Here is a 24620-nt window from a genome sequence, read left to right on the forward strand (position 1 = left end):
CTGGCGTATGCAGGTGAAGAGAATGAGGATCAGCAGGCCATAACCACTTCTAAACACGCTAATCTTCAGATGCTCTGCAGGATGCCGATATGACGTTTATCAATCATGGTCAGTTCGAAAAGGCTGCGTCGTCGGCGGCAGCGGCAGTTGAGGGCAACGCTCTTCCCTCCCGCCTGCCGCGAGCGAACACCTTTTTGGGCGCCGAGCTGCATTGGTCCGGCATTTCCCGCCGCTGTCAGGTTAGGGATCTCTCAGAGGGCGGAGCGCTTCTCGTCGTGGATGCTCCTCCCGCAAAGGACACGCGCGTGCTGCTGGTTCGGGGCCAGCATCGCCTCGGCGCCAGCATTGTCTGGAGCGATGCCAAAAGGTGCGGGCTGCGCTTCGATCATGCGGTCGTGGTCGCCGATCTGATCAGCGGCAAGGGCGCACCTTCGATTGCGGCGCCAGCCGCGGCGGCCACCCACAGCGTTCCGGCTGAGGTGTTGACGGAACTCTGCGCGCGGGCGGACCGGCTTGCCGCCGCCATGGGCCAAGAGGCCGGCATCGGTCCTTCGGTGCAGGCGGACTGCCTTGCTCTTGCGCACGCACTGCATCGTCTCAGATTGGCGCCTGACGCGGCATAGCAGCAAATCTCTGTCCTATTGCCGCGCCTTGCAGCTATGCTGGACGGATGATCACCCGATCCATGTTTCGCCGGCTCCTCTTCGATGGGGCCGCCCAATCCATTCGATCCGCACAACCTGCACATCTTGCATGCGTAACGCCCCGTTACCTTCGTCACCTTTGTGCGGTTCTGCTTCCTGTTTCCGCGCCTGCTTATGCCGATGCGCTGATCGACAATGTGAATGGCTTGACGCTCACCAAATCGGGTGAGGTCGAACGTTTCACCGGGCTGCTGATCGGCAGCGACGGCAAGGTGAAGAAGCTCCTTGGGCATGGCGAGAAGCGGCCGGACCGGGGTCTGGACTTCCGCCATGACGGCAAGGGCAGGGTGCTGATGCCGGGCCTGATTGACGCTCATGGCCATGTCATGGGGCTGGGGCTAAAGGCGATGACGCTGGACCTGACCGCAGCACGCTCGCTTGCCGAAGCCCAGGCGATGATCGCCGCCTATGCCAAGGCCAATCCTGAACGCAGCTGGATCATCGGCTCAGGCTGGAACCAGGAGATCTGGGGGCTGGGCCGCTTCCCGACGGCGGCCGACATCGATGCCGTGGTGCCGGACCGCCCCGTCTGGCTCGAACGGGTCGACGGCCATGCCAGCTGGGGCAATTCCGCCGCGATCCGCGCCGCGAAGGTAACTGCTCAAACAGTGTCGCCGCCCGGCGGCCGGATCGAGAAGCTGCCGAACGGCGCACCGGCGGGCGTGTTCGTCGATGCCGCCGCCGAACTGGTCCAAAAGGTCGTGCCGGCGCCCCAGCCGCGTGAGCGGGACATTGCGCTGTCCAAGGCACAGGCGATCCTCTTGCAGAACGGCATCACCGCCATTGCCGACATGGGAACTTCGGTCGACGACTGGAACGTGTTCCGCCGTGCGGGCGACGCGGGCGTGCTCAAGGTGCGGATCATCTCCTATGCAGCAGGCATCGAGCCCGCGCTGACCGTGGCAGGGGCGGGGCCGACGCCCTGGCTCTATGATGACCGGCTGCGAATGGTCGGCATCAAGCTGTACTCGGACGGCGCGCTCGGCTCGCGCGGCGCTTGGCTGAAACAGCCTTATGCCGATGCGCCCAAAGAGACCGGCCTCGGGTTCATGGACGATGCCAAGATCCGCAACTTGATCGTCCGTGCATCGATGGACAAGCTTCAGGTCGCCGTCCACGCGATCGGCGATCGTGCCAATGCGCAGGCGATTTCGGCGATCGAGGAGATTGCCCCTTCCTACAAGGACGATCGGCGCTGGCGGATCGAGCATGTGCAGGTGCTCGACCCCGCCGACATTCCGCGGCTTGCGCGCAGCGGCATCATCGCGTCGATGCAGCCGGTGCACCAGACGTCCGACCGGCTGATGGCGGAAGCGCGGCTTGGCCCCAACCGGCTCGCCGGTGCCTATGCGTGGGAGTCGATCCGGCGCGCGGGCGCCAGGCTCGCTTTCGGCTCCGACGTGCCGGTGGAGTCCTCCAACCCTTTCCCGGGGCTCGCCGCCGCGATCAGCCGCGAGGATGCAAGCGGTCAGCCCTTTGGCGGTTGGCAGCCGCAGGAACGGGTCAGCCGCGAGGTTGCCCTCGCCGGCTTCACCACCGGCGCTGCCTATGCCGGCTTCGCCGACGACCGAATCGGCATGCTCCAGCCCGGCTATCGCGCCGACTTCGTGCTGGTCGACGGGGACCCGCTGGAAAGCACGCCCGCCCAGCTCCGCGCCATCAAGGTGCTCGAAACCTGGATCGGAGGGCAGCGCGCCTATGTCGCGAAATAGCTTTGGACTGCTCCTGCTTCTCGCCGGTTGCGATGCGGGCACGGTCACCAACCGCACGCAGCGCAGCGGAGAAGTGAAAGTCGCGGGTGTCGAGGAGATCGGCAATAACGGTTCGGCAGCACTCGAGGGCGTCGGCGCGCCGATGGCTTGGCGGGTGGTGAACGGCGCCGCTTTTTATGGAGCGGCCGACCAGCCTCCCGCCTTCGCGCTCCGCTGCGACCGCGCCGCCCAGCAGATCGTCTTCGAACGCGCCGGAGCGGGCGGCACGCTCAGCCTAGCCGCCGGCGGCGCGGGCGCGAGCCTTGGCACTCGCGAAGTCGGTCAGGGGCGAGTCCAGGCGCGCGCCGGCCTGGACGACGCGATCGTCAATGCGATGGCGCGGCCGCAAAGTCAGATCACGGTTGCCGGGGGAGCGGAGACGCTGACCCTCCCCGGCGGGGTTGCGATCCGCCGCGTCGTCGATTTCTGCCGCAACCCGCCCGCAACACAAGCGACGCCCGAAGCCGCTCCACCCCCTGTGGTGGTGCCACAGACGATCGACGAGCCGGCGCCCGATCCGCTGCCGACGCCGCCAACGAATCTCTAGGAGCCGCCGTGATCCTCCGCCTCGCCGCCGCAATGATGACCCTCGGACTCGCCGCCGCGCCCCTCTCGGCTCAGCTGCCGCGTCCCAAGCTGCTGGTCGTCATCTCGGTCGACCAGCTCTCCGCCGATCTGTTCGCGGAATATCGCCAGCACTTCACCGGCGGATTGAAGCGCATGTCGGAAGGCGTCGTGTTCCCGTCGGGCTACCAGAGCCACGCCGCGACCGAGACTTGCCCCGGCCATTCGACGATCCTGACCGGCAGCCGCCCCTATCGCACTGGCATCATCGCCAATGACTGGCTTGACCAGTCTATCGCGCGCGAGGACAAGACCGTCTATTGCTCCGAAGACGTGACTGTGCCGGGCTCGACCTCGCGCAACTACACCGTCTCGGCTCGGCATCTTCTGGTGCCGACGCTCGGCGAGCGAATGAAAGCGGCGAACCCCGCCTCTCGTTCGGTCTCGGTATCGGTCAAGGACCGTGCCGCGGTGATGATGGGCGGGCACAAGGTCGACCAGCTCTGGTGGTGGAACGGCCGCGACTTCGTCACCATGGCCGGTCAGCCTGCGCCGGATGCGGCCGTCGCCGCTTTCCGCGCCAGCCTTGCCGCGCAACTCGCCAAGGCGCGCGAGCCGATGCCGGTGCCGGCGCTCTGCGAGTCCCGTAATCGTGCGGTGCCGATCGGCGGCGGCAAGACGGTCGGCACGGACCGGTTCGGCCGCGAGGCCGGCAATATGGGCCGCTTCCGCGCGTCGCCCGAAAGCGACGCGGCGACTCTGGCGCTCGCCTCTGGCCTGATCGACTCGATGAAGCTGGGCCGCGGCACCGCCACCGATATTATCGCCATCGGCCAGTCCGCGACCGACTATATCGGCCATAGCTATGGCACCGCCGGCGTTGAGATGTGCATCAACCTGCTCGCGCTCGATCGCGAACTCGGCGCCTTCTTCGACACGCTCGATCGAAGCGGAGTCGATTATGCGGTGGCGCTGACCGCCGATCATGGCGGCATCGACCTGCCGGAACGCAGCCGCATTCAGGGCGCGCCGGATGCACAGCGAGTCGATGGGCGGCTGGATGTGAAGGCGGTCGGAGAGCAGATCGGTCGCGAACTGAAGCTCAAGGGACGGGTGCTGCTCGCTCAAGGCGCCGACCTCTATGTCGAGCGCTCGGTACCGCGGAAGCGCCGCGCCAAGGTGCTGCAGCGGGCGGCGGCGTTGCTCCGCCAGTCGCCTTTGGTCGAGCAGGTGCTGGTCGGCAGCGAGATCGTCGCCACGCCGCAGCCGACCCGGCCTCCCGAAACCTGGTCGCTCGCCGAGCGCGCTCGGGCGTCCTACATGCCCGGCCGGTCGGGTGATCTGATCGTCGTGCTGAAGCAGCGGGTGAACCCAGTCGCCGATCCGAGCCGCGGCTATGTGACCACCCATGGCAGCTTCTGGGACTATGATCGCCGCGTGCCGATCCTCTTCTGGTGGAAAGGCGTGCAGAGCTTCGAGCAGCCGCTTGGCGTGGAGACTGTCGACATCATGCCTACTCTCGCCTCGCTCATCTCGCTTCCGGTCCCGCGGGCCGAAATCGACGGCAAGTGCCTCGATCTGGTGGCGGGGGAGGGGACGAACTGCCCGTGAAGTTGCTTGATGCTAATAAACCGCGTCGCTAGAGAGCCGCGGCCCTAACCAGGAGAGACCTGAATGAACAAGATTGCTCTGTCCTTCGCCGCGGTCGCGGCGCTGTCGCTCGCCGCCTGCTCCGACAAGGCGCAGAACGAAGCCGCCGAGGCGGCCAATGCGGTCGCGACCGACGTGTCGAACACCGCCGAAGCGGGCGTGAACAGCGTCGACAACGCGCTCGACGCCGCGGGCAACTCGATGGACAATGCCGCCGAGGCGACCGGCAACGCCGCCGAAGCGACCGGAGAGGCCGCTGCCAACGGCGCCAACGCAACCGCCAACGCGCTCGACAACGACGAGAATGACGGCGAGCCGGGCAAGTAAGCTCAGTGCCTAACAGTTGAGAGGCCGCGCCTTTGCCGGGCGCGGCCCTTTCCTTGCCTATCGCCAGGCGGTCAGCCGGCCTTCATCGTCGAGCAGGAACAGCGTGTTGTTCGCCACCGCCGGGGCCAGGCTGACCGGCCGGCCATAATCGACGGTCGCTTCGATCGCTCCGGTGCCGGGTGTCACATAGACCATCTCGCCTTCGCTCGAGACTGCGATCAGGCGGTTGCCGGCCAGAATGGGTCCAACCCAGCTGATCGGTCCTTGCTTCTTCTTCGCGCTACGCCAACGCTTCAGCTGTGTCGCCCAGCGAACGCGGCCGTTGGACCGCGCCACCGCGAGCAGCCGCGCATCGTCGGTGACGGCGAACAGCCACTCGCCGGCAATCCACGGCGTCGAGATGCCCCCGGCATTGATTTCCCACACGCGCTGGCCGGTCACCAGTTCCAGCGCTACCATGCGCCCGCCCGATCCGATCGCGAAGACACGGCCCTGATCGACGACCGGGTCGGCGTCGATGTCGGAGATGGTGCCGACAGATGTCGAGATGCTCGTGCGGTTCAATGCGTCCTGCCACACCGGGCGACCATTTTCGTAGCGATAGGCAGTCAACTCGCCCGACGAAAAGCCGGCGACGATCGTGCCCTGCGCAGCGGCCGGCGCGGCAACGCCAAACACGCCGGACACCTCGAGAGTGCCGGACTCGGTCCACTCCACATTGCCGTCGCTTTGACGGAGCGCGTAGAGCTGATTGTCCTGGCTCATCACATAGACATTGCCGTTGGACAGGGTCGGCGCACCGCGAAGCGGGCTGCCGGGGCGCTTGCGCCAGATGACTGAACCGTCGGCGGCGTTGAACGCAACGACATCGCCCAGACCGTTCGTTGCGAACAGTCGGTCGCCTTCGACACTGACGCCGCCGCCGAAGAGCGAGCGTTCATTGCGCCGGGCGCTGGAGCCGCGATCGTCATCCGCCGCATCGCCGACAAAGGCCGTCCAAACCGGATTGCCGGTCGCCGCATCGAAGGCGTGCAGCCGCGCTTCGGTGTCCACCGCATAAACGCGGCCGCCAGCGACTACAGGCCCAGCGGCGAGGCGGGCACGGTTCGTGCTGCCTGCGATCCGAGCCTCCCAGGCGCGGGTCGGCGAAGCGCCCAGGCCCAGATGCCCCATCGAATGGGCCGAGTTGCCTCCGGGCTGAGTCCAGGTTTCGTTGACGGTTAAAGGCGGCAACAGCACTTCGACCGCGGCCAGAGCCGGGTCGACCTCCGCACCCGTTTCGCTGACCAGGATGGGCACGCGCTGGCCGAGCACCGGGGTCTTTGGCTTTGACGGCTTGAAAACGCCGCAGCCGGAAACGGCGACCATCGCCGCAAGCAACAGGGAAGCGCGAACGGTACGGATCATCGGGCAACACTCGGGGCAGGAGCAGCGGGAACGTCGAGACCAAGTACGCTGGCCATCTGAGCGCTGCGTGAACGGATGGAAGGCGCCACCGCCGGATCGGCGGCCAGCGCGGCAAAGGTGGCGCCCGCTTCGGCCGAGCGCCCGGCCTTGAGCTGGGCGACGGCGAGCAGTTCGCCGGCGCTGCCGAACCAGGGCTGACCCTTTTGCGCGAGCGGGCGCATACGGGCGACGACCTGGTCGGGCGGCAATATGTCGAACTCGGTCGTGGTCTGGCGGATCAGCGCCAGGTCGCGAAAGGGCTGACCGATTTTCTCGTCCTTGACGACGGCGGCATAGGTGGCGACGGCGCCTTGTGTATTGCCCTTTTGCGCAGCGATTGCGGCGGAAGCGAGTTGCGATACGGCGCGGTAGCCGGGCCGCGACGAGGCGGCGAGCTCCTTGAGCACCGGCATCGCCGGATCGACCTGATTGCGCGACAACTGCTCGATCGCGGCATTCAGCCGTTCGCCCTCCGCGCCCGCCTGCTTGGCCTGATAGTCTCGCCACCAGAGCCAGCCGCCAAAGGCTATCAGCCCGACCGCGATGACGCCGACGAGAACGCGGCCCCAGCGGCGCCAGAGCCTGGCCATATCGTCGCGCCGCAGTTCCTCATCGACTTCGCGCAGAAATGCTTCGTTGGTCTGCGGCGTACGGGCCAAACTCTAATCTCCTGGGGGTAGCGGCGCGGACCTTAGCGGCGGCCTTGCCGGAACGGAAGCGGCTACTTCGGCGCGTAGACCTGTTCAGCGGACGGAAAAGACCGCGAGCGGACATCGGCCGCATAAGCCGCGGCGGCGTCGCTGACGAGCGTGGCCATATCGGCATAGCGTTTGACGAAGCGCGGCGTGCGTTCGAAAAGCCCGAGCATATCCTCGGTGACCAGCACCTGGCCGTCGCAGTCGGCCGACGCACCGATGCCGATCACCGGGCAGGAGACGGCCGCCGCAATCTCCTTCGCAAGCGGCTCGATCACCCCTTCCGCCACGATCGCGAAGGCGCCCGCTTCGGCGATGGCGCGAGCATCGTCGAGGATGCTCGCATGTTCGGCATTCGTCCGGCCCCGCGCGCCATAGCCGCCCAGCGCGTTGACCGACTGCGGCGTCAGGCCGACATGGCCCATCACAGGTATGCCGCGGGCGGAGAGGAACTCGACCGTTTCCGCCATCGCCTGGCCGCCTTCCATCTTGACGCCCGCGCAGCCTGTTTCCTTCATTACCCTCGCGGTGCTTTCGAACGCCAGCTCGGGCGCCGCTTCGTATGATCCGAACGGCATGTCGATGACGACGACCGAGTGATAGCTGCCCCGGACCACGGCGGCGCCATGCGCGCACATCATCTCAAGACTGACAGGCAGGGTGGAGGGCAGGCCGTAGATCACCTGGCCCAGGCTGTCGCCGACCAGCAGGATATCGCAATGCGGGTCGAGCAGCTGTGCCATGCGGACGGTATAGGCCGTCAGCATCACCAGCGGCTCGCCGCCCTTGCGCGCGCGCACTGCCGGCACGGTCAGCCGCTTCATCGGCGCAGGCGTGGGGTGGGCGCGGCTGGTCGCCGTATCGAGCGTATAGGTCGTGGACATGGCCGCGCTCTAGGCCAATCGGCCGCAGGGAGCAAAAGCGGGCGTACTTGGCCGATTGTCGAACGCGAAAACATGTTTAGGAACGGCCGCGAAGGGGCGCTCCGGTGGGTTGGTTACGACAACGCTTTCTGCTCGCGACCGGGCTGCTGCTGCTCCTCACCCTGGCGGCTGCCGCCTATGTCGTCCGCGAGATCAATCTGCTGGCGCGGCAGCGCGCCGAGATCCAGCTGCTCGACACCACTCGCGCCCTGTCGCAGGTGGTCGAGGGCCAGTTGCGGCAGTTCGAGACGATGCTGCTGGCGCTGGCCGGCGACGAGGCGTTGCAGCGGGGCGACTATGCGGCATTCGACCGTCGCGCGAGGGCTTTGCTTGCCGGACCTGACGCCTGGATCGTCATCGGCGACCGGCGGGGAAAGCAACTGGTCAATACCCGCCTTCCCGCCGGCGCGCCGCTGCTTACGGGGAGGCCCCCGATCAAGGCATTTAAGACGCTGGACCGGGGCAGGACGCATATTTGCGACCTGACTCAGGGCATTGTCAGCAAACAGATACTGTGCGTCGACGTACCCGTGCGGCGGGGCGGAAGGGTCGACCATCACCTCTCCGTCGTGTTCAAGCCTTCTTTTCTGCAGAGGATCCTGGATCGGCAGCGCATCCCGCGCTCCCGCTTTGCAACGATCATCGACAGCAGCGGCACAGTCGTATGGCGCAGCGCCGCGCCGGAGCGGTTCGTCGGCAAGCCGGCGACCGCGGACCTGCGCGCCGCGCTGGCCCGAAGCGGCGAAGGCGTGAAGGACAGCGTCTCGCTCGAAGGAATCCCGACCGTCGCCTCATTCAGCCGATCGGCCTCAGGGTACAGCTTCATCGTCGCCGTACCCCGCGAACAGCTCGCAACCTATCGCGGGCCGTTGCTCCGCTCCGGACTGGTGGTCGCTGCGGCGTTGATCATCCTCGCGGTCGGCCTGGCCCTGTTTCTCGGCAATCGCCTGTCCAATGCGATCACCAGCCTTGCGCTGGCTGCCAATCGATTCGCCGCGGGGGACGCGGGTGCGTTCAGGCGCACGCGCATTCCGGAAGTGGACGCCGTCGGCGAGACCCTGGAACGCGCCTTTCGGGAGCGGGAAGCGACGGAAGAACGGCTGCGCGACATTTCAAATGCCATGCCGGTGCTCATTTCCTATGTGGACCGGGACAAGCGCTTCCGATTCCTCAACCGCACCTATGAGGAGTGGTTCGGAAGGCCGCTGAGCGAGTTGCTGGACCGGCCGCTCGCCGACCTCATGAGCCCTGAGATGTACCAGAGGCGCCTGCCTTGGATAGAAAGAGCGTTGGCCGGCGAGACGGTGCAATATGAGGTCGCCTTCCCGCATCCGCAGGGCCACCGCGACACCGCCGTCATGCACCTGCCTCATTTCAGCCCCTCCGGCGAAGTGCTGGGCATGTATGCGCTGGTGCAGGACATCACGCCGTTGAAGAAGGTGGAAGCGGAGCTGCGCGCCAGCCGCGATCGCTTCGCTGCCGTTCTCGACGCTGCTCCGGCCGCCATATTGATCGCCACCGATCCGAGCTGCGAGCGCATCGAGGGTAATGCCGCCTCCCACCGCCTGATGGGGATCGCTCCCGGCGCCAATCTTTCCAAAAGCGGCGCCTCGGCCACCGGCCTGCCGTTCCGCGTGTTCGATGCCGAAGACCGCGAGCTCTCGCCGAACGACTTGCCGGTCCAGCGTGCCGCGCGGGGCGAGGAACTCTGGATGCACGAGGAGCGCGTTGAGCTGGCTGACGGCCGCTCCATTTATCTGCTCGGCAATGCGGTGCCATTGCGCGGACCTGATGGCAGCCTTCAGGGCGCGGTCGGGGCATTCATCGACATCACCGAGCGCAAGCGCGCGGAAGAGCATCAGAAACTGCTCGTCGGCGAGCTCAACCACCGCGTGAAGAACACGCTGGCGATCGTCCAGGCGCTGGCTCAGCAGAGTTTCCGCGACGGACGGCCGGTGGATATCTGCCGCGCCGCATTCGAAGCTCGTCTGGCGGCGCTTGCGGCCGCTCACAATCTCCTCACCCGGCAGAGCTGGGAGCAGGCCGATCTGGCCCGCATTGTCGAAACGTCGGTGCTCGCCGCGCTGGGTGCTCAGGCGACGCGGGTGGAGATCGAAGGGCCTTCGGTCAATCTGCGTCCTCAGACCGCCGTCTCGGTTGCCATGGCAATCCACGAGCTCTGCACCAATGCGCTCAAATATGGTGCCCTATCGGTCGAGAGCGGCCGCGTCCGCCTGTGCTGGGAAACGGAAGGCGAGCCGCCTCGACTGCGCCTGACCTGGACTGAGCAGGGCGGGCCGCCCGTGCGAGAACCGGAAAGCCGCGGCTTTGGCAGCCGCATGATCGAGCGCGGGCTGGCCGCTGAACTCGGCGGGGAGGCGAAACTCTCGTTCGAGCAATTGGGGCTGCGCTTCGAACTGGTCGCTCCGCTACCGAAAGGCGCAGAGGGTGCTTGACGGCCGCTCAGTTCTCATCCTGGAGGACGAGCCGGTGATCGGCTTCGCCCTGGAGGACATGGTCGAGACGATGGGCGGCCGCGTGTGCGGCACAGCCTTTCGCGTCGCCGAGGCTTTGGACCTTCTCGACCGCCACGCCTGCGAGGCAGCTATTCTCGACGTCAACATCGCCGGCGAGCGCAGCTACTCAGTCGCCGATGCGCTAGCCGCCCGCGGCATCCCCTTCATCTTCGCCACCGGCTATGGCGATAGCGAACATCCACCCCGCTTTGCTAAGTCGCCGACCGTCACCAAGCCCTATGGTCTCGACGACATCCGCCAGGCGCTCGAGGACGCTATCGGCCAGGCAAGCGCCGAATAGCGTCCTCGCGTCGCGTTAGACAAAGACGAAATAGTCAGGCGTCAGCAAGGCTGGCGCAGTCGGCCCGGCAACATGAGCGATAAACTCGTCATAGCCATCCCACCGGGCATCTGCATTGCTGTCGAGAAATATGCTGGTGCCGGTGATGCCGCTGATGGTTTCCGTCCGGATGATGTAATCGGAAATGTCGCCGGTCAGCTGAATCCTGTCATCCGTATCGAAGTCGCGGATCAGTAGATGGTCGCCGCGTCCGCCGGAGTTGGCGAGATGATCATCGTAGAACAGGCCGCGAGCGTCGCCCAACACAAAGAGGTCCGCTCCACCACGGCCATAGACGGTGTCGCGCGTACCGGTTCCCAACGCTGTGTCGGCACTGGCGATACCAAGGATCTTCTCGCTGGCCGCGGTGCCGTTCAGCACGTCATTGTAGGAAGTGCCGTAGATCGTGGGCGTGGGCGAGGGCGTGGGTACGGGCGTTGCGCCGCTGAACACCAGATAATCCTTGGTGAGCGCCTGCGCGACGGCGGAGCCCGAAACATGGCCTACGAACTCGTCGTAGCTGTCATATTTCTGGTTGCCATTGTCGTCGCGGAAGATGCTTGTGCCCGCAATGCCGCTGAGGGTTTCTGTCCGCAGAATATAGTTCGACGCCGCGCCGCTTAGCTGAATGCGGTCGTCGGCGCCGAAATCCCTGATCATCACCCAGTCGGCGCGGCCGTTCGAAGCGGCAAGCTTATCATCGTAGAAGAGGCCGCGCGCGTCTCCAAGCACGAACACATCGGCACCGCCTCCGCCGTAGAGATAATCGCGCGCGCCGGTGCCCAGCTTCGCGTCCGACGCGGCGATGCCGTAGATGGTCTCGCTTGCCGAAGTGCCGCGCACCGTGTCATTGCCGACTGTGCCGTAAAGCGTCGTTGGCGACGGTGAGGGTGTCGGCGTGGGGGCAGGCGTCGGAGTGGGGCTCGGAGCAGGAGCGTTGACGGCTACGAACTCCGCCACGTCCAGCCGCTTGCCTGTCACCGTCTTGCCGGCGAGCGACGCCGTGGCGGCACCGGACGAGAGCAGCTCGGCGCGGATCTGTGCGGCGCTGTAGCCCGGATTGGCTGCCGAGAAGAGCGCAATCGCGCCAGCAACATGGGGCGCGGCCATGGAGGTGCCGCTCATATAGCCCCAGCCGCCGCCCTTCAGCGTCGAATAGATGCCGACGCCAGGGGCGCCGATGTCGACCGTAGCCGCGCCATAATTGGAGAAGCCCGCGAGCGTGCCGTTGGAGGCGATCGCAGCGACCGAGATCACCGCATCGAAGCCCGCTGCCGCCTGGGTTGAGTAATTGGCGGGGTAATAGCCGATCACGTCGTTGTTGTCGCCGAGCCCATCCGACCCCCCATTTCCGGCAGAGGCGACGAACAGGATGTCGGCCTTGGCCGCGCGGTTGATCGCGTCCTGCAGCTGCTGGGTATAGCCGCCGCCGCCCCAGCTGTTGTTGGTGGCGGCGAAATCGATGCCGTAGTTGCTGCTCTTGGCGGTCGTGAAATAGTCAATCGCGCGTGCCGCGGCGTCGGAATAGCCGGAGCCCGTCGAGTCCATGAACTTCAAAGCCACGATCTGCGTGTTCCAGGCGACGCCCGCCACCCCGATGCCGTCGCCGCCCCGCGCCCCGATCGTGCCGGCGACATGGGTGCCATGGCCCTGATCGTCATACGGGTCATTGTCTTCGTTCGCGAAATCCCATCCGATCAGGTCGTCGACATAGCCGTTGCCCGCTTCGTCGACGCCGTTCGCCCAGCGGGCGTCCTTCAGCAGGTCGCCGCCATCGATGCGGCCGTTCAGGTTCAGGTCGGTGACGAACCCGCCATTCACGACCGAGTTCAGGTCGCGGAAAGTGATGACCGAATCCTGGTCGGTATCGACCAGCAGGCCCCGCATCGCGAACGGGATCTCGCCCTGGTTCAGCCAGATGTTCGAATAGAGGTCGGAATGGGTGTAATCGACGCCGCTGTCGATGACGCCGATCGCCACCTTCATCGAGCCGACATGGCCGGCGGCCCACGCCTCACCGGCCTGGCTGCCATAGATGTTCACCGGCGTCGTCTTGTCGCCGTACATCCCCCACATCTTGCCGGCGAGATAGTCGGTGTCGTTGCTGATCGCATCCACCGTTACGGTTGCCGCCGCCGCCACGCGTTCGGCGAAGGGAGTGAGCGACAGCTCCTCGGTCACTTCGCTGAAGGTGCGTGTGGTCAGCACGTCGAACCGCTCGACGCGGCCCGCGGTAAATCTCGGCATCTGCTATGTCCCCGCTCGTGAAAGCCTGGGCCTCATAGCCAACCCTTCGCCTACCGAAACCCTAATCGAATACAGGGCCGTAATGACTTAGCGATCAAGTGCGATGCTGTCGCGATGAAGCGACGGAACCGTTCGGAAATTCGACTGGCGTGCGCTGAGCCCAACCTTTCGGACATCGGCTGAATCGACTTGGGCACGGGCCCGACCTAATGATCGGGCTCTGCGTCGAGCGCCCGAAGAATGGACAGGCTGATGAAACTGGCACTGGCGCTGAGCGCACCCATTCTTCTCTTCTTCGCCTATGGCCATTATGCGCGAACGCAATCACCCCAGCCCAAGCCGGTGTCTAGCGCCCCGGCGCTGAAAGGTGGGGGACCATATCGGTGTGCGTCGACCAGGTTCAGGCTCCCGGTGAGATCTTTGCCGGTAGACGGCAGCATCGTCAGGGCCGGCGCGTCGCAGTTCCAGACCTGGAGCCCGGATTACATCCTGCGTAATCCCCGCTTTCTCTTCCCCGGCTTCTGGTCGACCCCGGACGGAGACCAGTTCATCAGGGGCGGGAGTGTGACGATCCGTTCAGTGCTGATCTACACGTCCTGGCTTAAGGACCCAAGGTGGATCGAAGTGCCGGGCGCGTCCTTCTCGGGCATGGCCGCTCTCGACGGTTCCCGTTCCGCCTGGCTGAGCCCGGCGATCGGAGTCGAAATTCCGGCCAACACGCATGTAATCGGCCGCGTCTATTATGCTTTTTCGGGCGAGGCTTTGGAGGTTCCATCGGGAGCCCTGGCGGCCAATGTCGCAGGAAATCCGAAATCGTTCGAGCGAGCCGCCGGCATTTTTCAGGATCAAGACTCTGCAGAGGGTCCCGCCTGGCACGACCGTGCCAGCGGAGCACCGGAGAATCCCTTGCCGCGCCTGGCGAATGGCCGAGGCCCATTTCTCGCGCCAATCATGATGATCGGGCAAGGCGCCCGCAATACAGTTGCCTATCTCGGGCTTGGCCCGTCGGGCACCATGTACGGCTCCGATGACGACCTCGCTCCTCGAAACTGGAGCAACCGCGGTGCCTTTGGCGCAATCGATCGGGCGCTGGACGACAATAGCACGGTAGAGCCGGTCTCAGGCCGGCCCACGAAACGCTTCGCCATCTGCAACTTCGGCGTGCCCGGCGCTTATTTCCTCAACAAACGCGGCAACTTCGAGAGCCTTGTGAATGTCAGCCCGTATAACGACGGCAAATGGGCTGCGCTGGATCTCGTCAAGGCGGAGACTGGTGACTGGCCGTTCGACAAGGTGATCGTCGAACCCCTGCTGAACTCGATTCCCCGTGACTTCGAGACTGGGAAGAGATCGCTTGCTCAGCTCCTGACCGAGCTGAAGGCGCGCTGGGGCAGACCGATCGTCTATAATGAGGGGAATAATGGCGGCGCTTTCAACTCCGATGGAAGGTTCGTGCTGCTGCCGGCGTTTCGCAGCCCTGACGGCATGGTCCCGCGATTGCGCACACTGGTCAGCGACAAGGGGGTGCCGTCCAAGAACGCATGGTTGCGGAAGCAAGGACTGATCGAAGACAGCTTCACCCAGTGGACGGGCTCTGCCTCATCGAACGGTGGCGCCGAGTTCGGCACTCCGCAGCCGCCTTCATCCTACCGGGCTCAGTTGAGCTCTGGTGTGGAGCAGGGGGCCAGAACGCTGTCGCTCACGGCGCCCCCTCAAGCGGGCATGGTCTTGCAGTATCGGTCGTCCCTGCTGGATGGAAGGTTCGCCCGCGTGATCGTGCTCGGGGTAGAGAACGGCATCGCCACGATCGGAAGTGGCGCGCTGCCAGCGGCAGCGGGTGCGCCAATTATCGAGGCATTCTCGAAAGACGGTTCGCACCCATCTCCTCGCGCCCATGCTCTCCTGCAGGTGCGCGACATTCTTGCCTACAAGGCGCGCGTGTCGACGCGGTAGGTTCAGGCGCGGCTACCAAACGTCCATATAATAGGCTTTGAACTCTTCTTGCGGGAGCTCGCTGTGCCAAAGGGAGAGGAAGGCATGGATAGCCCGGTTGGAAGGCTTGAACTTCGCGGCAAGGAGCGGGGCTTCGTCGAAGAAGCGCAGGCGTGGCACGACAGCAAGCCGGGCACCCCGTGCCGCCGCTTTCGCCAACAAAGCCTGTATCATATCCAGCCGCTCGTCTTCCGTCAGCGTTCCCCAGTGGAGATCGTCGATGAACAAGGCTGCGGGCTGCGGCGGATCGGCCAGCTTCTGGATGTATCCGGCGGCCACTCCGAACCTGTCTTCGACGGAATAGCGTAGCGATACGGCGCCAACACGCCGGCAGCACTGCCACTCGGCCTCTTCGCGGGTCCACACACGTCGAAACGGCGCGTCAACGGTGTCTGACAGGGTCAGCAGCGCCTCGACCGCATCCGGGTCTCCGCCGTGATCGATGGCCGGCTTTGGAAACAGCATTCGCGTATAATAGCCGACCGTAAAGACCTTCGCGGTGGGTAGCCGCATCGCCCGGCAGAGCGGGATCAGCATCGGCGCCATCGGATCGCCTTCGACCGCATAATGGATCATGCCGTCGAGCCCGGCCTGCCGCACGCGCCGGGCGGTTTCGCGGAGAATGAGGCCGCCGGCCAAGCCCTTCAGCTCAGGTGCGACGGTTATCATTGCGCCGAGTCCCAGGCGAAGCTCGCGGCCGTTCATCAGGGCACGACGGGGAAAGGCCGCCCCGAAGGCCAGTGGCCGCTCCCCCTCATACATTGTCGGCGCCAGCTCCGGACCCGCTCCGGGATAGCGAAGGACGGATTCGAGGAACTCCGGTTCGTACATCAGCGCCTGATCATTCTCTGCCCAGCTGGTTCGGATAAGCTCGGACAGAGCCTGCGTGTCGCCGCGGAAGCTGTCGACGCTGCGTGCTTTGGCGGTCGGATGAGCGGTCATAGGCGGGAGAGATCGACTCGTCGGGTCATCGCGTCCAACAAGTCCTGACCGTCCCAGACCTTGCTGAAATCGAGCGCCGCGCCCGCCGGCACGATCCGGTCGATACCATGTGGACGCACTTCGCTTAGGAATGCCTGCCAGTCCGCCGCAGGTACGCCGATCGATACGATCGTCTGCCAAAGCCGCTGCACCAGCGGCAGCAGGTCGTGCAGTGCATCAATGCGGGCCTCGACGAAAAACCCTTCCGCGGCACCCAGGCAGTCGTCCGTCTCGAAACTCCTGGCCTGGATCACGCGCACCCGATTGCTCATCGTCGACCGGATCCGGGTTCCGCCGCGCGATGCCTGGAGCTGCTCGGCCACAAGCTTGTCGACCGCAGCGCGCGGTGACCACGGCAAGTCCGCTTTGGCGGCCGCACTCTCGACCCTAGTCCAGAAGTCCTCGGCTGCCTGCTGCACCAGTGCTTCAGGGCCGCGCCAGAAGATGAACCTCGGCGATGAACAGGCTTGCTGCCCGAACCAGAGCGCATCGTTGGAGAAGCGCCGCGCCTGCTCGTCCCGATCCGCCAGCGCGAGCCAGCCGGCGGCATCGATTACCGCACCGGAAAGCTTGTTCGGGAAGTTGAGTTCGGTCGCGTGCGGCGCAAGTGGGCTTTGCCGCAGCGTCGCGATGGTCGCGTCGCCGCCCCAGACAAGGCGCAGGTCGCACCGAGCCGACAGATAATCATTGATAGCGCGGTCCGCCTCATAGCGGACAATGGCCAGGCTTTCGCGAGTATCCGGGCCGACCTGCTCCAGCGCGTCTTGGATCAAGCGAAGGAGCAAACCGGTTTGTTCGGATTCCTTGCTGGAAATCCGCACGATGTTGCGGTTACCGGCGAGCACCGAAAGCAGCAGCGAGTAGACGAAGATCGTGTCGACATTGGCCGGCGCGATGTGAAAGGCGAGCCCGCGCGCGAGGCGAAGCAGCCCGGTGTCGTTCGCCTGCGGGATCATCTGCTGGACGTTTGCCGGGCGTGCCCAGAAGCCGAGCGCGACGAGTTCCGGCATCGCTCGCGCTTCCGGACTGCGCATGATCGCACGGCCAAGCTCGTGCACGAAGGCCAGTCGCTCGGGGGAAAACGGCGCCGCCGAGCGCGCAGCGAACACCCGCTCGACGCTGCCACCTGCCGGAGCGACGACCTGGATCGCGTTCATCGGGGCGGGTGCGCTCACGATGCCTGCGCCGCGTGGGTGTCGGAGCAGCCGCGCAGCTCCGCCATCGGAATGCGCCCCTGCACTCGAAAGGTCTTGCCCAGCCGGCCGCACGGGCAATCGTCTTCCCCCGTGATCACGCCGCGATCTTCGGTCAGCAGCGAATGGCCCGGGTAGGAACGGGGCAGGATGGAGAGGACCTGGATGATCCCCTCCTGGCCAATGGCAAGCGGCGCCCAATTGAGCGGATCGCGAACAATAAGGTCGGCAAAGGCGGGCGTGTGCAACCGCCCGGCCTCGCATTCCATGAAGACCGAGCCGACCTGCTCGACCATTCCATAAAAATTATGCACACGGCTGAAGCCGGCCAGCTCGGCGGCCGCTTCCTTGAAGCGCTCGTTGGAAACAGCTTCGTCCTCGAGCTTCTTCCAACCGCCGCTGTGGAACAATATACCATTTTCGAACGGGAGCTTTCGTCCGGCCCGCTCGAGCTGCTGCAGGAAATAGCGCCAGACCATGAAGGTGAATCCGAACGCGACGATCGGCTGGCCGGCATGGCGCTCGGCAAACCCGTCCAGCTGATCGAAATCGAGCTCCATTGTCTCGTCCGAAAGCGCATAGGCATGCTGCCGGCCAAAGGTCATCATGCCGAGAATGCCGGCGCCGCGCGCCGAAAAGGTACGGCGATCCTTGACCGTGCTCGGATGGTCGATGATCAGCATCGGCAGGCGGGTCGGGCCGATGAAATCGGTGACGATCTTGGCCAAGGCGCGCGATTGCGCGCCGGCGGTTTCGGCATCCAGGTAGATGCGGGACGGCGTTTGGCCGGTGGTGCCTGACGAAGTCAGCGTCTTAAACACGCTTTCCTGCGGAATGGAGCGGAGATCCAGCTGCTTGAAAAGACGAACCGGAATGAAGGGAATGTCCTCGACGCCGCCGGTGGGCCGGGGCCCATAGGCTTGCAAGATGTTGCGATAGGGCTCGCAATTGCGGGCGTGATGCTCGGTCAACTCCTGCAGGACCGCAGCGAGAGCCGCACCTTTGGCCGCACGATCCAGACCATAGGCGGGGCCGCCAAATAATTCTTGCCCGCCCATCATGCTGCGAGCCCGTCGTCCCAGTGGCGAGCAATGTCTGCATACAGGACCTTGCCGGATGCAGCGCGCGGTATCGCCGGAAGGCTGCGCACATCGAAGCCCCGCGGCGGGAAGGAGAAGCTTTCGATGATCAGGGCCCTCACGACTTTCGGATCGGCACCCTCGACAGCGATCTTCAGCTGGTCGTCTCCGCCGAAGGCGGCCGCACGATAGCCCCGCGACAGCAGGAGCGCGTCGACATCGTCCAGGTTCACGCGAACCCCGTAGAGCTTCACCATGCGCGCACTCCGCCCCACAATGGTAATGAGACCATCCTCGCTCCGCTGGGCCACGTCGCCGGTACGGAGCAGCCCGCATTGCTCGTCACCTCGCGAGAGATCGGACGCCGACAGCGCATAGCCCATCATGATGGCCGGAGATCGGCAGACGAGCTCGCCAGCGACCCCGGCTTCCTCGATCGGCTGGCCAGCATCGTCGAGCAAGCTGAGCTCGACGCCGGGAATGGCGATGCCGACGCTTTCGGGGGCCTCCGCCGCGCGTTCCGGCGGCAAATAGGAGATGCGCGGACCGGCTTCGGTCTGGCCGTACATGACGAAAAAGCGTCGCCCGGTCTGCTGCGCCCAGCCGCCGAACAACTTCACGAGCGAAGGTGCCAGCTTTCCACCGGCCTGGGTGAGGGTGCGCAGGTGCGGCAGCTCAAGCTTCGCAGTTCCGAACCGTCGCAGCATGTCGTAGTGGAACGGAACGCCTGCGATGGATGTCGCTTCCACGGCCGAGAGGCGGTCCCAGAAGCCCGGCTGCATCGGCGAACAGGCGGTGACCGAAAGCGGTGCGCCGACCAGCAGATGGGAATTGATGACCGACATGCCATAGGAATAGCTGGTCGGCAGGTGCAGCAGCGGCCGTTCGTCGGGAGTGAGGTTCAAATATTCGGCGATTGACGCGGCGTTGGCCCGGATTGCAGATGAGGTGAACCGCGCAAGTTTCGGCGATCCCGTGCTTCCCGAAGTAGAAAGCAGAAGCGCCAGGTCGGGATGGAGCTCCGTGCCGCCTCTCAACCTGCGAACCGGCGTCTCGTCGAGCGGATCGACAACGGCATCGGGACTGTAAAGGCCGAGCAAGGCGGTCAGCCGTTCGGCCGCCAGATCCCGCTCGACCAACAATACGGCATGATCGGAAGCGAGCAGAGCAAGGTAGGCGGCTATCGAGGGTGCCGCGTTGGAGCAAAGGAGGACGACAAAGGCGCGTTGGTCGCCGACTGGAGCAAGCAGTGCGCGGCCATAGGACAGGGCGTCCGCATAGCTGAAGGAGCGGCCCTCATCGTCATCGACGAAAGGTCGGCCGCCATGGCTCTCGATCAACTGCGCCCAGGCGTTCATATTACTAGGCCGCCATCCACTCCGATCACCTGACCGGTTACGTATCTGGCGGCGTTTGACGCCAGGAACAGGCAGACATCGGCTACGTCCTCGGCCGTGCCGACCCGGCCCATCCCGATCCCGGCGACCAGCGCCTCACGCTTTTCTGCCGGCAGCGCCGCGATCATGTCGGTGTCGATTACGCCTGGCGCGACCGCGTTCACCCGAATCTGGCGCTTGGCCAGTTCTTTCGACAGGCTCAGCGTCGCGCCGATCACACCTGCCTTGCTGGCGCCATAGACCGACTGGCCTGCATTGCCGAACCGGCCGATGATCGAGGCGACGTTGATGATTGAGCCGCCGCCGGCGCGGCCCATGAGCCGTACTGCATATTGGGAGCAGAGGATCACGCCGCGCACATTGACGCGCAGCACTTCATCGATCGTGTCGACGGCCGCCATTTCGATGACGGCATCCTTCAAGATGCCGGCATTGTTGACAAGAATGTCGAGCCGCTTGGTGGCTCCCTGGATCTGGACAAAGCCCGCGCGCACTGCGGCTGAATCAGTCACGTCGAACTGGACGATCCGATCCGGAAACTCAGCTGCCATCTTAGCCGAAGGGCTGCGGACATTCACCCACACATCCGCGCCAGCCCTTTTTAAGGCGCGGGCGGTCGCAAGGCCGATGCCGCGGCCGCCGCCGGTGACCAGCGCAACCCGGCCGCTGAGATCGTCAGACATCGGCACCGTAAGGCCGGAGAATTTCCCGGATTTTGCCGACCGAGGACATGGCAACGATATCGTCGGTCGACAGCATCACCTCAAACGCATCCTCAAGCTCGGTCACCATCGCCATGTGCGCCACCGAGTCCCATTCGGGAATGCTGTTATACTCGAGCGCGTCGGTGACTTTGTCTTCGGATATCATCAGAGCCTTGGCCACAAGGCCGTGGAGCTTGTCCAAGAACAGGTCCTTTCATGTCATGCCTGGTGTTGCCCGAAGGCTTCACCCGTTCCGATCGAGATTGTCGCTCACGCTCTTCGGCAGCCGGCCATGGAGGTGTGAGGCGTTGGCACCATAGAGTTACAGAGTCGTTTAGCAACGCCCTCTCGGTCGCCGCTCGGACCGCGCAACAGCGGCTAGGGACCAAACTGTCAACGGGGCAATTGGCAGCCTATTCTCGCGGAGGAGAGTGCTTCCAGCACCTGGCGGTCCAGAGCCCGGTATGCCGCAGGCGTCCAGTGCGCGTCGTCGCGCCTGTATCCGGGGCGCAGGGTGCCTCTCTCCGTCAGCAGCACATCAGCTGGATGGAGCATCAGTGCTCCCCGCCGCGCGGCGAGGGCCTTGAGGCCGAGGTTGATGGTGTGGCTGAGTTCGGTCGGAGCTGAACCCAGTAGTAAACGCTTCCACCAGGGCGGTTTAATCGACGGAACGATCGTCATGATCATGATAGCTCGCGTGCCGCGTCTTCTGACTTCACCTACGAAGGAATCGAACACCTTAAGCGAAGCTCTCACCTGGGCGTCACGCCGCTCTCCGCGCATGAAGCTAGCCGCGACGGCGTCGTTCCCACCCAGCAGCAGAATAACGGCATGAGGCCGCGTCCGGTTCACTTCCTTAAGCCCTGCGCGCAGGATGTTCGCTGTGGTCTGCCCTGGATATCCGAGCTTTCCCACTGTCCAACCAGATGGAGAGGGGAGCGGCCAGTGCGCCACCCGCGAGTCGCCGACGAACAGTGCACGGCAGGAAGCTGTCTCAGACCCACGCCAAGAGGCCATATCCGGCAGTTCGACTGGACGAAGTTTACTCAGTTTCATCGACCGGTAGCCAGTCCATGCAACTGCATAGGTGAGTATCAGCCCAGCTAGAGCCAGGGCGCACCATTTGGTGATCGAGCCGACCGTTGCGGCCATACGATACCCTTTCTTGGGGCCGCGAACTTGCCCGCGGCGCGATCTTCTCTCACAAGGCCGCCACTTTCAGCGCCTTGGCCCCGATTTGCTGTTCACCAGCGGAGCATATGTGAAGCAAGCCACTCTCGGCGTCATCATCGTGACGTTCAACTCCGAAACAGTAATCGACAAATGCCTGCAGAGCCTCTTCGCCGCCGAAGGGAGCGAGCGGCTGCGGATCGTGATCGTCGACAATGAGTCTTCGGACAATACCCTCGGAATGATCGAGGTGGCGGCCGCGCGGTCGCTTCCCGCGGATCAGATACAGGTCGTAAACCGCGGAGCCTCAGACGCCGAGCCATTGCGGCTCACAGTGATCCGGTCAGGCACTAATGGCGGCTATGCGTTCGGGGTCAATCAGGGGCTCGCTTTCCTGGCGCAGGATCAGAGCCTCAGCGGCTATTGGGTGCTGAACCCTGACGTGGTGGTGCCGCCAGCCACCCCGCGCCGGCTGATGGAGCGTGCATGTGCCGGCCCATTCGGGCTGTTGAGCAGCCGCTGCCTTTTCGCAGACAATCCCGAAATCATTCAGACTGACGGGGGCGAGGTCAACCGCAGGTCGGGAGTCTGCTCCTCCCTGAACGGCGGCAAAGCGGCCGGCACTACTCCACTGCCCAACGCCAACCAGCTGGACTATGTCTCCGGCGCAAACTTCGTGGTCTCTCCGGCGTTCCTTGCCGAAGTAGGGTTCATGACCGAAGATTATTTCCTCTACTATGAGGAAGTCGACTGGGCGTTTCGCCGCGGCAGCCAGCCCATCGAGCTGGTGCCGGGAGCAGAGGTCCTGCACATTGGCGGCACGTCGATCGGCTCTGGCACATTGTCCAAAGCGGCATCGAGCTTCGCTAATTACTTCAACCACCGTAATCGTGTCTGGTTCTTGCAGCGCCATTTTCCGAAGAGCGTCGCTTCCGGCCGGCTCTGGGGAGCAGCCAAGGCCGCGCAGGTGCTGGTCAAAGTCGGCCGCAAGGAAGCCTATGCCGTGCTTGCCGGAACGATGGGCTGGCCGCCGCCAAAAGCGGTTGCTGCACGTTTAAGCGAGGGCGCCCGCGCCCACGCCTTTCCGCCGGCACCACAGCGCGGCGAACGACAGATCAGGCCGGCACGATCCGCTGAGGGGACCTGAAGATGGGGGTGCCAACGGCCGGCGAACCTGCTGGCAGGCGGTGGCGGTAACAAACGCCCATGGCAAAGGCGAGGAGCAGGAACAGGATCGGGACGGTATCGACCTGACTAAGGACCAAGCGGGTCGTGCCGAACGACACGATTGCCGCGGCTGCGGCCAGCGCCAGGCCGTCGTCGCTCGCCCTGTTGTCCATATAGACCTTCAGACACGCGGTCGCCGCCAGGATCAGCATGCCATAGAAGCACAGGATTCCGACCACGCCGAAGTCCATGCCAAGCGTGATGATGTAGCTGTCGACGGTCAGCAGTCCGCCCGGCTGTCGGTAACCCAATGTAACGGCGCTCTGGCCGGCGCCATTGCCGATCGGATTGTCGAAGAGCTTGGGCCAGAACATCTCGAACTGGATCTTCCGGCCGTCGTCCGAGAAACCCGTGGAGCCGCCGCCGATCGTCCGCACCCGCACCGCATCGACAGTGAACATGGCAACGGCGAAGACTGCCACCATAGCCGGATAGAATAGCGAGACGGCTGGCCCAATGATGTCGCTACGCTCCCGAGCCCAGCGCCTGACCCCCCAGAAGAACACGAACAATGCATGAGCGGTCAGCCAGCCGACAATCCCGAGCCGAGACCGCGTCAGCACGATCATCGTCAGCAACGCGATGTCGAACGCCGCCCACAGGACGACCTTCCACATGTTCTTCTGGTTGAAGATTTTCCAGAGAATGAAGGGAACCACGCAGGCCAGATATTCCGCGAAGCTGAGCGATACCGAAAAGGTCGAAGTGACGCGGTATTTGCCGTCCCGCCACGCGCCCGACAGAATGCGGCTGATCACCTCGTCCTGCACCTGCAGGAAGGTGGGAATATGATCGGCCCAGAGCAGGCGTCCGTTGAAATATTCGAGCGTGCCGATCACCAACTGGACGGCGGCAACACCGAAAAACACCTTGGTCCAGCGCAGCTGATTATCGACCTTGCTGAAATACCAGGCGCCAACCAGCAGTGGCAGGGTCCACACGAAGAACTGGTTGAAGACAAGGTTGAAAGAGCGGGGCGGCTGGTCGCTCATCGGGATCGTGAGCAACTGAATGGCGACATAGCCGGCCATCAGCAGCCAGAATCCCTTGTTCGTGGCGACGACGCTTTTGATCTGGGTACGAAGCTGCGGGGAGGAGGACAGTGAGATCAAGAACACGATCGCGAGCCCGATCGCAACCAGCCGGCGCAGTGAAATCCACGCGAATCCGGGAATCTGCATAGCCAGGTAATCCGGCCACAGCATTAGCGCGAGCGTGAGCAGGACAAAAAGGCGCTGCACCATTCTCGTGGGGGCGCGGTCGTCCCGCTCAGGGAGGGCCCAGACCACCGCAAGCGCGATCAGTGCGATAGGAAGGCTGAAATACATCAACAGGATCGGAGGCAGGAGCGCAACGCTGAGGCCGTAAAACAGGCCCATGGCGATCAGCACGCCATAAAGGAACGTGTTGCGGATCAGCTTCTGAATTGTACTTTTCGGCTGCGTATAGGGCGGAAGCACCGCCGGTCGGCTCGACAGCCTGGCGAAAAACTCGTTTGCGGCTGCTAACGTGCCCATATTCATCCTGTTCGCGGCCGACCATGAATCGCTAAACGCATTCTTGATCGGATTTAGCAGCGGCTGCGGCCCGGCTTCAATGCCGCGTTCTTGCCTTAGGCTCGGTTGAGCATTGGTAAACCATTCCTGGTCCAATGTTGCAGGCCAACGCGTGGATTGAATCAGGTACAGCGCTCGGATAAGCACCCCGCGCTCCG

The 24620-nt window shown here is 64.4% G+C and carries 21 protein-coding genes; 9 read left to right on the forward strand and 12 right to left on the reverse strand.

The window, feature by feature from the left end; all coding sequences use genetic code 11:
• The first annotated feature begins 89 nt into the window (after positions 1–89).
• The 5 genes from VGT77_RS05925 to VGT77_RS05945 all read left to right on the forward strand — a co-directional run bounded on the left by VGT77_RS05925 (position 90) and on the right by VGT77_RS05945 (position 4996).
• The gene (locus VGT77_RS05925) at positions 90–623 is read left to right on the forward strand and encodes a PilZ domain-containing protein (RefSeq protein WP_327460537.1); all 534 of its coding nucleotides are present in this window, start codon (positions 90–92) and stop codon (positions 621–623) included.
• 218 nt (positions 624–841) lie between these two features.
• On the forward strand, positions 842–2416 hold the full coding sequence (locus VGT77_RS05930) for an amidohydrolase (RefSeq protein WP_327460539.1): 1575 nt from the start codon (positions 842–844) through the stop codon (positions 2414–2416).
• Entirely contained in the window at positions 2403–3002 is a 600-nt protein-coding gene (locus tag VGT77_RS05935) for a hypothetical protein (RefSeq protein WP_327460541.1), read from the forward strand. Before VGT77_RS05930 ends, VGT77_RS05935 begins: the two co-directional genes overlap by 14 nt.
• A 32-nt stretch (positions 3003–3034) precedes the next feature.
• Complete coding sequence (locus VGT77_RS05940) at positions 3035–4630, forward strand: alkaline phosphatase family protein (protein WP_414713362.1); 1596 nt, start codon at positions 3035–3037, stop codon at positions 4628–4630.
• Positions 4631–4693: 63 nt separating this feature from the next.
• Positions 4694–4996 carry a hypothetical protein gene (locus VGT77_RS05945; RefSeq protein ID WP_327460545.1) on the forward strand — a complete coding sequence of 101 codons (303 nt, stop codon included), beginning with the start codon at positions 4694–4696 and terminating at the stop codon, positions 4994–4996.
• A gap of 57 nt (positions 4997–5053) precedes the next feature.
• On the opposite strand, the gene VGT77_RS05950 is transcribed toward VGT77_RS05945, so the two are convergent.
• The 3 genes from VGT77_RS05950 to panB form a co-directional block, all read right to left on the reverse strand.
• Positions 5054–6403, reverse strand: coding sequence for a PQQ-binding-like beta-propeller repeat protein (locus VGT77_RS05950; protein WP_327460547.1), 1350 nt, complete (start codon positions 6401–6403; stop codon positions 5054–5056).
• On the reverse strand, positions 6400–7101 hold the full coding sequence (locus tag VGT77_RS05955) for a tetratricopeptide repeat protein (RefSeq protein WP_327460549.1): 702 nt from the start codon (positions 7099–7101) through the stop codon (positions 6400–6402). The genes VGT77_RS05950 and VGT77_RS05955 overlap by 4 nt, the downstream gene beginning before the upstream one ends.
• A gap of 62 nt (positions 7102–7163) precedes the next feature.
• Positions 7164–8021: a 3-methyl-2-oxobutanoate hydroxymethyltransferase gene (gene panB / locus VGT77_RS05960; RefSeq protein ID WP_327460551.1), complete on the reverse strand. Its 858-nt coding sequence runs from the start codon at positions 8019–8021 to the stop codon at positions 7164–7166.
• Between the two features lie 104 nt (positions 8022–8125).
• Here panB and VGT77_RS05965 point away from each other — a divergent pair, with 104 nt between their 5' ends.
• Complete coding sequence (locus tag VGT77_RS05965; RefSeq protein WP_327460553.1) at positions 8126–10516, forward strand: sensor histidine kinase; 2391 nt, start codon at positions 8126–8128, stop codon at positions 10514–10516.
• Positions 10509–10877 carry a response regulator gene (locus VGT77_RS05970; protein ID WP_327460555.1) on the forward strand — a complete coding sequence of 123 codons (369 nt, stop codon included), beginning with the start codon at positions 10509–10511 and terminating at the stop codon, positions 10875–10877. The genes VGT77_RS05965 and VGT77_RS05970 overlap by 8 nt, the downstream gene beginning before the upstream one ends.
• 15 nt (positions 10878–10892) lie before the next feature.
• Here the strand turns inward: VGT77_RS05970 and VGT77_RS05975 are convergent, their stop codons facing one another.
• Positions 10893–13163, reverse strand: coding sequence for a S8 family serine peptidase (locus VGT77_RS05975; RefSeq protein WP_327460556.1), 2271 nt, complete (start codon positions 13161–13163; stop codon positions 10893–10895).
• A gap of 411 nt (positions 13164–13574) precedes the next feature.
• On the opposite strand from VGT77_RS05975, the gene VGT77_RS05980 reads away from it, so the two are divergent.
• Positions 13575–15116, forward strand: coding sequence for a hypothetical protein (locus VGT77_RS05980; protein WP_327460558.1), 1542 nt, complete (start codon positions 13575–13577; stop codon positions 15114–15116).
• 12 nt (positions 15117–15128) lie between these two features.
• On the opposite strand, the gene VGT77_RS05985 is transcribed toward VGT77_RS05980, so the two are convergent.
• The 7 genes from VGT77_RS05985 to VGT77_RS06015 form a co-directional block, all read right to left on the reverse strand.
• The gene (locus VGT77_RS05985) at positions 15129–16097 is read right to left on the reverse strand and encodes a hypothetical protein (RefSeq protein WP_327460560.1); all 969 of its coding nucleotides are present in this window, start codon (positions 16095–16097) and stop codon (positions 15129–15131) included.
• A complete protein-coding gene (locus VGT77_RS05990) occupies positions 16094–17311 on the reverse strand; it encodes an acyl-CoA reductase (protein WP_327460562.1) in 1218 nt (405 codons plus the stop codon). The genes VGT77_RS05985 and VGT77_RS05990 overlap by 4 nt, the downstream gene beginning before the upstream one ends.
• A complete protein-coding gene (locus tag VGT77_RS05995) occupies positions 17308–18390 on the reverse strand; it encodes an acyl-protein synthetase (protein WP_327460564.1) in 1083 nt (360 codons plus the stop codon). Before VGT77_RS05995 ends, VGT77_RS05990 begins: the two co-directional genes overlap by 4 nt.
• Positions 18387–19766, reverse strand: a complete 1380-nt coding sequence (locus tag VGT77_RS06000; protein WP_327460566.1) for an AMP-binding protein — start codon at positions 19764–19766, stop codon at positions 18387–18389. The genes VGT77_RS05995 and VGT77_RS06000 overlap by 4 nt, the downstream gene beginning before the upstream one ends.
• Positions 19763–20488 (reverse strand): SDR family NAD(P)-dependent oxidoreductase, encoded by a 726-nt coding sequence (locus VGT77_RS06005; RefSeq protein WP_327460568.1) that lies wholly within the window; start codon positions 20486–20488, stop codon positions 19763–19765. The genes VGT77_RS06000 and VGT77_RS06005 overlap by 4 nt, the downstream gene beginning before the upstream one ends.
• Positions 20481–20711 carry an acyl carrier protein gene (locus tag VGT77_RS06010; protein ID WP_327460570.1) on the reverse strand — a complete coding sequence of 77 codons (231 nt, stop codon included), beginning with the start codon at positions 20709–20711 and terminating at the stop codon, positions 20481–20483. The genes VGT77_RS06005 and VGT77_RS06010 overlap by 8 nt, the downstream gene beginning before the upstream one ends.
• A gap of 191 nt (positions 20712–20902) precedes the next feature.
• Positions 20903–21661, reverse strand: a complete 759-nt coding sequence (locus VGT77_RS06015) for an SGNH/GDSL hydrolase family protein (RefSeq protein WP_327460572.1) — start codon at positions 21659–21661, stop codon at positions 20903–20905.
• Positions 21662–21770: 109 nt separating this feature from the next.
• Here VGT77_RS06015 and VGT77_RS06020 point away from each other — a divergent pair, with 109 nt between their 5' ends.
• Positions 21771–22826 carry a glycosyltransferase family 2 protein gene (locus VGT77_RS06020; protein WP_327460574.1) on the forward strand — a complete coding sequence of 352 codons (1056 nt, stop codon included), beginning with the start codon at positions 21771–21773 and terminating at the stop codon, positions 22824–22826.
• On the opposite strand, the gene VGT77_RS06025 is transcribed toward VGT77_RS06020, so the two are convergent.
• Positions 22795–24609 carry an O-antigen ligase family protein gene (locus tag VGT77_RS06025; protein ID WP_327460576.1) on the reverse strand — a complete coding sequence of 605 codons (1815 nt, stop codon included), beginning with the start codon at positions 24607–24609 and terminating at the stop codon, positions 22795–22797. The two genes, VGT77_RS06020 and VGT77_RS06025, sit on opposite strands and share 32 nt — an antisense overlap.
• Positions 24610–24620: the final 11 nt, after the last annotated feature.

This window comes from Sphingomonas sp. (assembly GCF_035944535.1).
Taxonomy (GTDB): Bacteria; Pseudomonadota; Alphaproteobacteria; order Sphingomonadales; family Sphingomonadaceae; genus Sphingomonas_B.

What these genes read in the sequence shown, in the direction of transcription:
- VGT77_RS05925 (WP_327460537.1), top strand. Translation starts at nt 90, where the DNA reads ATGACGTTTATCAATCATGGTCAGTTCGAAAAGGCTGCGTCGTCGGCG.
- VGT77_RS05935 (WP_327460541.1), top strand. Translation starts at nt 2,403, where the DNA reads ATGTCGCGAAATAGCTTTGGACTGCTCCTGCTTCTCGCCGGTTGCGAT.
- VGT77_RS05940 (WP_414713362.1), top strand. Translation starts at nt 3,035, where the DNA reads ATGATGACCCTCGGACTCGCCGCCGCGCCCCTCTCGGCTCAGCTGCCG.
- VGT77_RS05945 (WP_327460545.1), top strand. Translation starts at nt 4,694, where the DNA reads ATGAACAAGATTGCTCTGTCCTTCGCCGCGGTCGCGGCGCTGTCGCTC.
- VGT77_RS05950 (WP_327460547.1), bottom strand. Translation starts at nt 6,403, where the DNA reads ATGATCCGTACCGTTCGCGCTTCCCTGTTGCTTGCGGCGATGGTCGCC.
- panB (WP_327460551.1), bottom strand. Translation starts at nt 8,021, where the DNA reads ATGTCCACGACCTATACGCTCGATACGGCGACCAGCCGCGCCCACCCC.
- VGT77_RS05975 (WP_327460556.1), bottom strand. Translation starts at nt 13,163, where the DNA reads ATGCCGAGATTTACCGCGGGCCGCGTCGAGCGGTTCGACGTGCTGACC.
- VGT77_RS05985 (WP_327460560.1), bottom strand. Translation starts at nt 16,097, where the DNA reads ATGACCGCTCATCCGACCGCCAAAGCACGCAGCGTCGACAGCTTCCGC.
- VGT77_RS05995 (WP_327460564.1), bottom strand. Translation starts at nt 18,390, where the DNA reads ATGATGGGCGGGCAAGAATTATTTGGCGGCCCCGCCTATGGTCTGGAT.
- VGT77_RS06000 (WP_327460566.1), bottom strand. Translation starts at nt 19,766, where the DNA reads ATGAACGCCTGGGCGCAGTTGATCGAGAGCCATGGCGGCCGACCTTTC.
- VGT77_RS06005 (WP_327460568.1), bottom strand. Translation starts at nt 20,488, where the DNA reads ATGTCTGACGATCTCAGCGGCCGGGTTGCGCTGGTCACCGGCGGCGGC.
- VGT77_RS06015 (WP_327460572.1), bottom strand. Translation starts at nt 21,661, where the DNA reads ATGGCCGCAACGGTCGGCTCGATCACCAAATGGTGCGCCCTGGCTCTA.